Raw genomic sequence first — 10,525 nt, 5'->3', positions numbered from 1 at the left:
TCAGAAGCAGTAAGCCCACAACACAGCCCCGGGCGACGCGGCACCCTGCCCCGGCGATAGCTCTAAGGGGCCGGTAAAGCATAGCACGGGAACCCGCATGCACAAGAACCTAAAAACAACGTGCTGCCTAAAACTAATCGAAGCGAATGGTTTTGGAGGGCACGATACGCGTAATAATATAGGAAGGAATAAGAAGCACTAGCAAACACACGAGAATAGTGCCTACATTGAGTATGGCAATATAGCCGTAATCAATGGATACAGGCGCGGTGGTCACATAATAGCTTTCGGGATCGAGACGAATGACTCCGAAATACTTTTGAATGTACAATACGAGCAAGGCAACGCCATTGCCCCACAGCAAACCGCGCACGATAAGGTGTAGCGCATTGTACAAAAAGATTTTCCGTACCGACCAATTGATCGCCCCCATGGCTTTGAGTATGCCAATCATTTGCGTTCGCTCTAAGATAAGCACTAACAATGCAACCACCATATTGATGGTCGAAACGGCAATCATGACGCACAAGATAATAAGGATATTAAAATCGAAAAGCTTTAGCCAATCGAAGATATAATAATATTTTTCGGTGATGGTTTGGGTATTTAACAGCGACCCTGTTTCTTGATACACGGCTTGACCCGTTTCGGCGATGCGATTAAAATCGGACACAAAGACTTCAAAACTGCCCACTTGGTCTGGGCGCCAGCGGTTCATGCGTTGCACGTGCTTGATGTCGCCGATGAGATAAACCGAGTCGAAATCTTTAACGCCCGAGTTGTAAATTCCAGACACCGTAAACCGTCGTGCTTTGGGCAAGGTGTTTTGACCTTGCGCTAAGAAAAACGTATTGAATTGGCTTCCAACCTTCAGATGGAGTCGGTCGGCCAAGTACTGTGAAATCAAAACCTCGTGGGAGTAGCCTTTGCCAAGTTTGGGAATCGTACCTGCAACCAAATACTCTTGAATGGCCGACCAGCGAAAATCGGTTCCAACTCCTTTAAATAAAATCCCTTCAAAGGAACTCGCTGTGCGGATGACCCCAGCTTTGGTCGCCACGGCTTGCACATGATCGATACCATTTACGGCGGTAAACTTTGGGTAGAATTTTTGGTGGAGTGCGATGGGTTCGGTACTTACTTCGGAGGCATTGCCATTGAAGGCGCTAATTACAATATGACCGTTGAAGGCAGCCACTTTCTCTCGAATTTTTTGTTGCAAACCCACACCCGTGGCGACGGAGAGTACCATCATAAAAATTCCTAAAGCGATCGCCACCACTGCAATTTTTATAATTGGGGCAGAAACACTACTTTTAACCTTTTTGGAAGCCGTGAGGCGTTTTGCTATGAAAAATTCTAAATTCAATCGTATGCGTAATTGGGTGCTCAAAAGTACTGTTTTATTCTTGGTTTTGCTAATCGTTTCGTGTAGTGGATTGCAAAAGAAAAGACCAACCAATAGCACAAGCGCACTCATTATCAAACAATCGGAAGAAATTTTACTCACCGGAGCTGAAAATACTAAATCCTACTTACCGCTTTTAAAACGGAAGAAAGTCGGAATTATCACCAATCCGTCGGGACTACTTACTGCCAGCAATGCTACTAATGACACCTTACCCAATGGTAAAATTATTACCGTTCGATACTTTTATAAACGCGATGCGCAAAACAATCTTCAACAGTATAGTCAATCCATAGTCGATTTTCTTTTAGAATCCCACATCAATGTTCAAAAGATATATGCCCCTGAACACGGTTTTCGTGGCACAGCCGATGCTGGGGAATTGATTAAAGATGGGAAAGATACCAAAACGGGCTTGCCTATCATTTCACTATACGGCAACAATAAAAAACCCAAACCTGAGCAACTGGAAGGTATAGACGTCATGGTTTTTGACTTGCAAGATGTGGGCGCGCGTTTTTACACCTATATTTCCTCTTTACATTACATTATGGAAGCTTGTGCTGAAAATAACATCCCCTTATTTGTTTTGGACCGACCCAATCCGAATGGCGGCATCGTTGACGGCCCTGTTTTGGAAAAAGAGCATACTAGTTTTGTAGGCATGCACACGATACCTGTTCTTCATGGAATGACCATTGGGGAGTATGCGAAAATGATTAATGGGGAAAAATGGTTGAAAAACGGCGTTCAATGTCAGCTCACCGTGATTCCGTGTTTGAATTACACACGCGACATGCCGTATAGCTTACCGGTGCGGCCATCCCCGAATTTACCCAACGACCAATCCATAAATCTGTATGTAAGCTTGTGTTTTTTTGAAGGCACCAATGTAAGTGTGGGACGCGGTACGGATTTGCAATTTCAAATTTACGGTTCGCCCTTCCTTAAAAATATGCGTTATGAATTTACGCCAGAACCAAATTTTGGTGCTAAAGAACCGCCGCATAAAGGACTAAAATGTTTTGGAGAGGATTTATCTAAAATTGAAAAGGTTAACCGGCTTGAACTAAAATGGCTCTTGAAAGCGTATGCAAATACAGAAGATAAAACGACTTTCTTCAATGATTTTTTCACCAAATTGGCAGGAACCAAAACGTTGTGTAAACAAATTGAAGCTGGAGTATCAGAAGAGGCGATTAGGGATTCGTGGAAAAATGGCCTTGAAGCTTTCAAAAAAATGCGTCAGCCCTATTTGTTGTACTAAGCAAAACGTTGTTCCAAAATCCGTTTTAACCCCTTGAAGGTAAAAAACAAACTATAAAAGATTCCAGCAAGCAATCCAAAAACGATAAGGGACATGCAAACAATTTCCATTCCCAACGAAAAATGACCAGACTGAGGCACATCGGTATCGATGTAGGCTCCATATAAGGTAAGTCCCAACCCGACCCCATAAATCCCGAGAAGAATAAATACATGCCGCATACGTAGTGTGTTTTTTACAAAACGAATGCTACAAAAAAATATTATTTCATCGGAATTCTTTTTTTCATTTCCTCGACAATATTGAAAGCCGCTGGGCAAATGGAAACGTTTTGTAGGGTCAAGTTTGCGATTTGATAAAACTTCGTTCGATCGGTATGTGGATATTCGCGGCAAGCCTTGGGTCGCACCTCATAAATCGTACAATAGTTTTCGGCATCCAAAAACGTGCAGGGTACACTTTTCAATACATAATCGTTATCCTCATCAATTCGTAAATATTGATCTATAAATTGCTGGGGCTTTTGGCGGAAATGTTTGGCAACTCGCTCGATATCGGCCGACGTAAATAATGGCCCTGTAGTTTTACAGCAATTGGCACATTGCAAACAATCCGTTTTTTTAAATTCACGCTCATGCAACTCCTGCATCTGGTAATCCAAATCGCGCGGCGGATGTTTTTTGAGTTTGTCAAAATACTTTTTGTTCTCACTCTGGCGCTCTTTGGCCAATTTTGCTAATTCGTGTAATGCTGGTTTCAACGTTGCTCGGTATCTTTGTGCAAAAATACAATCATGTTGGATTTATTCGGCCAAGCCCTCCTCGATTTTTACACCCAAAATAATCCGCAACCCTTACTTACGGAAACTTCGATTTCTGAAGAAGACGAAATGGACGTGGTGTATTTGTTTCGTTCGTATCAAAATATGCCGCTGCTCGAACAAAAAGCGCTGCAACTCGCCAAAGGAAAGGTTTTGGATGTTGGTGCGGGTGCGGGCTGTCATGCCTTATATCTCCAACAAAAGGGGATGGATGTAATGGCATTGGATCAATCTTCGCATGCCATCGAAGCTTGTCGTTTACAAAATATTCAACATTGCGTTCAATGTTCGGTACTCGATTACAAGTCCGAAACCCAATTTGACACAATACTATTACTGATGAACGGCACCGGAATTTTTGGTAAACTGAATCAAACCGCCACTTACCTCCAAAAATTAAAATCCCTTTTGAATCCGGGGGGCCAAATTCTCATTGACAGTTCGGACCTGATTTACATGTTTGACGAAGACGAAGACGGCGGACGTTGGATTCCGGATACGGGTTATTATGGCGAACTCGAGTTTACCCTCCATTACAAAGGGCAAAAAGAGCAATTCCCGTGGTTGTATTTGGATTACAATACGCTACAAAACGCAGCCTTAGCCAACGGTTTCCATTGTGAGTTGGTCGCCGAAGGTAAAAATTATGATTATTTAGCGCGGTTAACGGTTTAAATAGAGCCAGATAATTATCTGGCTCTATATTTCAATCAAATCCGTGGTTTGGATAATATCCCATAACGCCGCATACAGGGTATCTAAATCGGATTCCGTATTGTACGCATTGATTGAAAACCGCAAATACACGCCCTCATTCAAGGGCATTACTGGAATTTGAATGTGGTATCTGGAATACAAGACTTCTTTCAGTTCCAAAGGTTTTGACGTACATACTGGAATACTGGCCATTTGCCCTAAAAATTCCTCGGTCACAGGACAAATCGGTTGGCTGCTTAATAATTTACAAAACCGTGGATAGTGTTGCAGCACCATTGCACGACAGTACTTGGCATGGGTTTCCCAGTCATTTTCCTTTAAAAATTGGATTACTTGCGGGGTACATAAATAGGTCGAATGATCGTTGGTGCCTTGGTATTCATGGTAATCCAAAAACTGACTTTCGCTGGGAAACAAACTTTCGTAGCCCCAACTCACAATTAACGGATCAAGGTCGGCTTGAAACTCCTTCTTCACATACAAAAACGAACTTCCTTTGGGGGCCAACATCCATTTGTGTAGCGTTCCCGTGTAATAATCAGGGTTGAGTTCGCACAAATTTAGCGGAATATGACCAGGCACATGCGCACCATCAACGATAGTAATTAAACCTAGCTCTTGCGCTTTGTCACAAATTTCTTTGACAGGAAAAATGAGTGCAGTCGAACTCGAAATATGATTGATAAACACCACTTTCGTATTGGAGGTATACCCTTCCCAGAAATCTTCTATGATTTGCTCTTTGGATTTAATCGGCAACGTGATATTTTGGCGAATGTATTTAGCACCCGACTTTTTACAATAAAAATGCCACGTGCGATCCATAGCACCGTATTCGTGATTGGTGGCTAAAATTTCGTCCCCCGGTTGCAATTGCAAACTACGCATGATGGTGTTGATGGCTTGGGTGGGATTGGGTGTAAAGAAAAAATCGGCGGTCTCACAACCAAGAAACTCAGCCAATGGACGTTTAGCTTCTTTAAGGTAAATGGGTAATTTTTTTTGGATAAAATGCACTGGATCAGTTTCCATTTGGCGTTGGAAACCCATTTTGGCTTCAAAAACGGGTCGGGGTGTCGCACCGAAAGAACCGTGATTTAAGAAAGTAATCGTTGGATCTAATAAAAAATGTGTTTTCATAGGAATAGGTCAAAAAAAAATCCCAAACAAACTGTTCAGGACTTCTTTAGGTTTTTGCATTGATTATTGCATGTATTTCATCATCATCGCTTGTAAGTCTGCTTGAATTTCCATCATCGCTTCTTGAGACTTCTGATTGACTTCACCGGATTTTTCTTTCATTTTTTTACCAACAGGACTGTTGTAAAATGCCATCATCGCTTTGATGTCCTCTTTAGTGTAGATTTGCGCATAAACCTCAGCTGTTTTATCATTAATTTTTGCCATCATAGCGTCAAACTCCATTATGAACGCCGCTTTTTTATCGTCGGGTACTTGCCCCAACAATTGATCTTTATATCCGCTAAGCACATTTCCTGAGCCACTTGCCTCAATAACGGTTAAACATTCTTTTTTCAAAGCTTCATCAACAACTGGTTTTGCAGGGGCTTGCGCCATTGCGAAAGAGGAAACGCAAACAAATGCGAATGTGTAAACTAATTTTTTCATGATATGTTTTATTAATGGTTATAAATGTACGCTTTTACATTTAATTTCTTAGACGCAAAAACATTTTTTTTGTTACTGATTTGTTATGAATAGTGCTTATTTTAATTATTTTTAATCTTTATGGGTATCAAATAACGGCACCGAACAGGCACGCCTCTTTGCGTGGCGGGTTGCCACAGCGGCGATAGTTTTAAGACACGGATGGCTTCTTCCCCTGTACCGTAACCAATATCTCGAAGCACTTTCAATTCGGTTAACGTACCATCTTTTTCAATCACAAAGGATACAATTACAGTGCCATTCAAACCCGGCACATCAGGAGTTCGGTAGTGCTTTGCAATCAACTTATAAAATTCATTTGGTCCACCTGGATATTCGGGTTTAGCTTCAATGCCACTTACATTATAAATGTCGTCGTCTTGTTTAACATCTGTTTTTGGCGCTTCATATTGGGGCATAAAAACCACTTTGCTCTGACTTTGCAATTCTGATCGACCAATACTTGCAAGTCTATACGACATCATTTTCGTTTTCACCTCCCATTTACCCGCTTTGAAGGTTAGCTTTTTTTCCACTTTTGTAATGAGGTCGGGCGACATTCCTTCTCTACTCCATTTGGGAGAAGTTGGAATGGTAGTATAAAGCTGTTGGGCAATAGCTTCGTGCGTATTGTAAAGTACTGTTGGATATTTGACCGAACCGTCTTCATCAATATAAAATTGAATAGTAAACCGGTATTCTAATGAAGCATCCCAAGCTACACCAGATTGTTTCTCTAAAAAATCTTCAAATGTTGGCCAAGTCGTGTTGGGAAATACGGGCATCTTAGGAGGTTGCATCGGTTGAGCAACTGCAACGAGCGTCAACAAATACATCACGCAAAGCATTACTTTTTTCACTTAAGGGATGTTTAAATATTTATGGGTTTGAAGCGAAACACGCCACTTAGGGTGTTGCATCACATACTCAACGATGAGCGGCGTCATTTGCTCGCGTTTACTCCATTCGGGTTGCAAGAAAAGAATGGCTTTAGGATTGACTAAAGCGGCTTGCTCTTCGGCGAAGATGAAATCGTGTTTGTTGTGAATGATTACTTTCAATTCATCGGCGGCTTGGAAGGCCTCGGGAACAGGCAATCGGTTCTTTTTGGGCGACAAACAAAACCAATCCCAATGTCCGGTCACGGGATAACTTCCTGAAGTTTCGATGTGTACACGTAGTTGTGCTGCTTTTAAAGATTCAGTGAGTAGTGTCATGTCCCATGTTAGGGGCTCACCCCCTGTAACGACCACAGTATCGGCATATTTTTGGGCATTCGCTACGATATGTTCGACTGCTGTCGGGGGATGTAAATCGGCATTCCAACTTTCTTTAACGTCACACCAATGGCACCCGACATCACAACCGCCAATACGAATAAAATAGGCTGCCGTTCCGGTATGAAATCCTTCTCCTTGAATGGTGTAGAATTCTTCCATAAGGGGCAACAGCTCGCCTCTGTCAACCGCTTTTTGTACTTCTTGTGTGAGCATGAAATCTATTTATCGCGAATGTAAATATCGATGGGAACGCCGGAAAAATTCCAGTTTTCCCGTATTTTATTTTCTAAAAATCGTTTGTACGGATCTTTGACATATTGGGGTAAGTTGGCAAAAAACACAAACTGTGGCACTGGTGTGGGCAACTGCATACAGTATTTGATTTTGATGTACTTGCCCTTTAAAGCGGGAGGTGGAAAACGCTCAATCAAGTCCAACATGTATTCGTTAAATTTGGAGGTCGCAATACGCTGTTTACGGTTTTCATAAACGGTAACAGCCGCTTCCAATGCTTTGAGTAATCGTTGTTTGGTTAAGGCCGAAATAAACAAAATAGGCACGTCGGTAAACGGTTCCAATTGTTCACGAATTCGAAGTTCGTATTCTCGCATGGTCATGGTTTCTTTTTCAATCAAGTCCCATTTATTAACCAAAATAACGACTCCTTTACGGTTTTTTTGTGCCAACCAAAAGATATTCTGGTCTTGACTTTCAAATCCGCGAGTAGCATCGACCATGAGGATACACACATCGCTATGTTCGATTGCCCTTACGGAGCGCATCACGGAATAAAATTCTAGGTCCTCTTTCACTTTGGCTTTACGGCGAATTCCTGCGGTATCGACTAAATTAAAGTCAAAACCAAACTTGGTAAATCGGGTATCGATGGCATCGCGGGTGGTTCCAGCGATATCGGTAACAATATAGCGGTCTTCTCCAATCAAGGCATTGATGAAAGACGATTTCCCGGCATTCGGACGTCCTACTACACAAAAACGGGGCAAAACTTCCTCTTCATCGGGGGTTTCGGGCAATTCGGGGAGCACTTCCACAAGTTTGTCGAGTAAATCGCCCGTACCACTTCCGTTCATTCCTGAAAGGGTAAAATATTCGCCTAAGCCTAGGTTATAAAATTCGAAAGCGTCTTTTTCACGGCTAGCGGAATCGACTTTGTTGACCGCCAAAAGTACAGGTTTGGTCACTTTTCGCAATAATTTGGCGACTTCGGCATCCATGGGTGTGATTCCTTCTTCGACATCAACGACAAAAATAATGGCGTCGGCTTCTTCGATGGCGAGTTCGACTTGCTTGCGAATTTCGGCTTCAAAGATATCGTCAGAACCTTTGATGTATCCCCCGGTATCAATGACCGAGAACTCTTTACCGTTCCATTCACTTTTTCCGTAAATCCGATCACGGGTTACCCCACTCACCGAATCGACGATAGCTTCTCTTCGTTGAATGAGTCGGTTAAAAAAAGTAGACTTCCCTACATTGGGGCGCCCTACAATGGCGACGATATTGTTCATACGTATTCTAAATTGGGATGCAAAGGTAATAAAGTTGGCTGGAGGTATCTAATTTTTTGTATCTTAGTTAAAATCAAACTCCTATTCCTTGCCATGGAAAACGAAAATGCTATTCAATTACGGTTGCGCTTTTACAAGGATGTACCCGAAACGGTTGCTGAAGTTCGAGCGCTTTTTGAACACTATAAATCGAAATGCCCTGCGGAGTTCACGATTAAGGTCAATGACACGCATATTTGGTTTCACATTGTGGGGCCGCAGCGCGCGTATTACTCGCCGCATTTGCATTTGGAATTGGAATCCCATCCTGAATCGGGAACGCATATTCGTGGATTATTTGGTCCCGACCCGACCTTATGGACGTTATTTATGTTTTTGCATTTTATAGTAGCGGGTGTATTTGTGATTTTTGGCGTTATGGCGTATTCCAATTGGACGTTAAAGCAGCCCATTCTTTGGAACATTTTTATCATGGGCATGATGGTGGGCGTTTGGTTCATGTTGTATGTCGTAGCCCGCCAGATTCGCGAGCAAGGTATTGACCAAATGCATGACTTGGAGGCTTTGATGGAAGAGGCTTTACAACACGAATCGAGGTAGAAGCTCACTGTATAGCCCTGATGGGAGCCAACTACCCTGCCGAAGCCGTTAGGCCGGGAGGTAGTGCGGACAGCAGGACTCGGCATTCGCAAGAAATCGAGACATGCTGCTCCTTATTTTTGATTGTACCCGAAACGACGTAATTGTCGGGCATTGCTGCGCCAATCCTTATTGATTTTGACAAAGATTTCGAGGTAGACTTGTTTGCCGAAGAATTTCTCCATGTCTTCCCGCGCCATGGTGCCTACTTTTTTGAGTGCACCGCCTTTGTGGCCTATGATAATTCCTTTTTGTGTTTCGCGCTCCACCATGATGAGGGCTTTGATGCGAATGATGTGTTCCTCTTCCTTGAATTCCTCGGTTTCTACTTCGACGGCATAGGGAATTTCTTTGTCGTAGTTGAGTAAGATTTTCTCGCGGATGATTTCGTTGACGAAAAAACGCTCGGGTTTGTCAGTGAGGGCATCTTTGGGGTAATAGGGCGGCGAATCGGGCAATAGGGCAAGGATACGGTCAAAAACCTCTTTGACATTAAAATTTTTCAGCGCTGAAATGGGAAAAATCTCGGCATTGGGCACTTTTTCTTGCCACAGTGCGACCTGTGCTTCCAACTGTTCTTGGTTGGACGTATCGATTTTGTTGAGCAAGAGGAGGACGGGGATTTTGGCGTGAATTATTTTGTTAAAAAAGGCTTCGTCTTTTAATTCTTTTTCGCCAATTTCAACCATGTACAAAAGCACATCGGCGTCTTCAAAAGCGGTTTTCACAAAATCCATCATGGCATTTTGAAGTTCGTATGCCGGTTTGATGATCCCTGGCGTATCGGATAGTACAACCTGAAAATCGTCGCCGTTGACAATACCTAGAATACGGTGACGCGTGGTTTGTGCTTTGGAGGTGATGATAGAAAGGCGTTCTCCGATGAAAGCATTCATTAAGGTAGACTTCCCTACGTTGGGATTCCCGATGATGTTGACGAAACCGGCTTTGTGTGACATGATAATGGGATTAAATGAAAAAACCCAGCAATTGCTGGGTTTCTAGTAGCGGGAACAGGACTCGAACCTGTGACCTTCGGGTTATGAGCCCGACGAGCTACCTACTGCTCTATCCCGCTCTGTTACGGGTGCAAATATAAGACTATTATTTGAAATACAAATTATGAATTGAAAAAAATAAAAAACTTGAGGCCATAAAAAAACCCTGTGATTCACAGGGCTTTAAACTCGGATATAG

General features: G+C 42.7%; 12 protein-coding genes and 1 tRNA gene. 3 read left to right on the top strand and 10 right to left on the bottom strand.

Going from position 1 to position 10,525, the window contains the following annotated elements; genetic code table 11:
- Window positions 1-133 precede the first annotated feature (133 nt).
- A complete protein-coding gene (locus ABWO12_RS11310; RefSeq protein WP_353089053.1) occupies window positions 134-1,369 on the bottom strand; it encodes an ABC transporter permease in 1,236 nt (411 codons plus the stop codon).
- Window positions 1,370-1,373: 4 nt separating this feature from the next.
- Here ABWO12_RS11310 and ABWO12_RS11305 point away from each other — a divergent pair, with 4 nt between their 5' ends.
- A complete protein-coding gene (locus ABWO12_RS11305; RefSeq protein WP_353089052.1) occupies window positions 1,374-2,675 on the top strand; it encodes an exo-beta-N-acetylmuramidase NamZ family protein in 1,302 nt (433 codons plus the stop codon).
- On the opposite strand, the gene ABWO12_RS11300 is transcribed toward ABWO12_RS11305, so the two are convergent.
- Entirely contained in the window at window positions 2,672-2,896 is a 225-nt protein-coding gene (locus tag ABWO12_RS11300) for a hypothetical protein (protein WP_353089051.1), read from the bottom strand. The two genes, ABWO12_RS11305 and ABWO12_RS11300, sit on opposite strands and share 4 nt — an antisense overlap.
- A gap of 41 nt (window positions 2,897-2,937) precedes the next feature.
- Window positions 2,938-3,435 carry a YkgJ family cysteine cluster protein gene (locus ABWO12_RS11295; protein ID WP_353089049.1) on the bottom strand — a complete coding sequence of 166 codons (498 nt, stop codon included), beginning with the start codon at window positions 3,433-3,435 and terminating at the stop codon, window positions 2,938-2,940.
- A gap of 33 nt (window positions 3,436-3,468) precedes the next feature.
- Between ABWO12_RS11295 and ABWO12_RS11290 the strand changes: the two genes are divergently transcribed.
- Complete coding sequence (locus ABWO12_RS11290) at window positions 3,469-4,170, top strand: class I SAM-dependent methyltransferase (protein ID WP_353089048.1); 702 nt, start codon at window positions 3,469-3,471, stop codon at window positions 4,168-4,170.
- Between the two features lie 24 nt (window positions 4,171-4,194).
- Here the strand turns inward: ABWO12_RS11290 and ABWO12_RS11285 are convergent, their stop codons facing one another.
- The 5 genes from ABWO12_RS11285 to der form a co-directional block, all read right to left on the bottom strand.
- Window positions 4,195-5,352 carry an aminotransferase class V-fold PLP-dependent enzyme gene (locus ABWO12_RS11285; RefSeq protein WP_353089047.1) on the bottom strand — a complete coding sequence of 386 codons (1,158 nt, stop codon included), beginning with the start codon at window positions 5,350-5,352 and terminating at the stop codon, window positions 4,195-4,197.
- A gap of 63 nt (window positions 5,353-5,415) precedes the next feature.
- Window positions 5,416-5,841, bottom strand: coding sequence for a DUF2059 domain-containing protein (locus ABWO12_RS11280; RefSeq protein WP_353089045.1), 426 nt, complete (start codon window positions 5,839-5,841; stop codon window positions 5,416-5,418).
- A 101-nt stretch (window positions 5,842-5,942) separates the two neighbouring features.
- A complete protein-coding gene (locus tag ABWO12_RS11275) occupies window positions 5,943-6,740 on the bottom strand; it encodes an energy transducer TonB (RefSeq protein ID WP_353089044.1) in 798 nt (265 codons plus the stop codon).
- Complete coding sequence (locus tag ABWO12_RS11270; RefSeq protein WP_353089043.1) at window positions 6,741-7,373, bottom strand: 7-carboxy-7-deazaguanine synthase QueE; 633 nt, start codon at window positions 7,371-7,373, stop codon at window positions 6,741-6,743.
- Window positions 7,374-7,378: 5 nt separating this feature from the next.
- The gene (gene der / locus ABWO12_RS11265; protein ID WP_073363164.1) at window positions 7,379-8,689 is read right to left on the bottom strand and encodes a ribosome biogenesis GTPase Der; all 1,311 of its coding nucleotides are present in this window, start codon (window positions 8,687-8,689) and stop codon (window positions 7,379-7,381) included.
- Between the two features lie 93 nt (window positions 8,690-8,782).
- Between der and ABWO12_RS11260 the strand changes: the two genes are divergently transcribed.
- Window positions 8,783-9,289, top strand: coding sequence for a hypothetical protein (locus tag ABWO12_RS11260; protein WP_353089042.1), 507 nt, complete (start codon window positions 8,783-8,785; stop codon window positions 9,287-9,289).
- 113 nt (window positions 9,290-9,402) lie between these two features.
- Here ABWO12_RS11260 and era read toward each other — a convergent pair whose 3' ends face one another.
- Together era and ABWO12_RS11250 are read right to left on the bottom strand one after the other, a co-directional pair.
- Window positions 9,403-10,287 (bottom strand): GTPase Era, encoded by an 885-nt coding sequence (gene era, locus ABWO12_RS11255; protein ID WP_073363160.1) that lies wholly within the window; start codon window positions 10,285-10,287, stop codon window positions 9,403-9,405.
- Window positions 10,288-10,333: 46 nt separating this feature from the next.
- Window positions 10,334-10,406: transfer RNA gene (locus ABWO12_RS11250), tRNA-Met, on the bottom strand.
- Between the last annotated feature and the right edge of the window lie 119 nt (window positions 10,407-10,525).

This window comes from Flavobacterium sp. (genome assembly GCF_040379285.1).
GTDB lineage: Bacteria > Bacteroidota > Bacteroidia > Flavobacteriales > Flavobacteriaceae > Flavobacterium.
Note: the sequence above shows the minus strand (reverse complement) of the source record. Positions and strands in the feature narration are given on the sequence as shown.

Coding starts and splice junctions, on each gene's coding strand:
- ABWO12_RS11270 (WP_353089043.1), bottom strand. CDS start 7,373: ATGCTCACACAAGAAGTACAAAAAGCGGTTGACAGAGGCGAGCTGTTG.
- ABWO12_RS11260 (WP_353089042.1), top strand. CDS start 8,783: ATGGAAAACGAAAATGCTATTCAATTACGGTTGCGCTTTTACAAGGAT.
- era (WP_073363160.1), bottom strand. CDS start 10,287: ATGTCACACAAAGCCGGTTTCGTCAACATCATCGGGAATCCCAACGTA.
- ABWO12_RS11290 (WP_353089048.1), top strand. CDS start 3,469: ATGTTGGATTTATTCGGCCAAGCCCTCCTCGATTTTTACACCCAAAAT.
- ABWO12_RS11300 (WP_353089051.1), bottom strand. CDS start 2,896: ATGCGGCATGTATTTATTCTTCTCGGGATTTATGGGGTCGGGTTGGGA.
- ABWO12_RS11305 (WP_353089052.1), top strand. CDS start 1,374: ATGCGTAATTGGGTGCTCAAAAGTACTGTTTTATTCTTGGTTTTGCTA.
- der (WP_073363164.1), bottom strand. CDS start 8,689: ATGAACAATATCGTCGCCATTGTAGGGCGCCCCAATGTAGGGAAGTCT.
- ABWO12_RS11280 (WP_353089045.1), bottom strand. CDS start 5,841: ATGAAAAAATTAGTTTACACATTCGCATTTGTTTGCGTTTCCTCTTTC.
- ABWO12_RS11285 (WP_353089047.1), bottom strand. CDS start 5,352: ATGAAAACACATTTTTTATTAGATCCAACGATTACTTTCTTAAATCAC.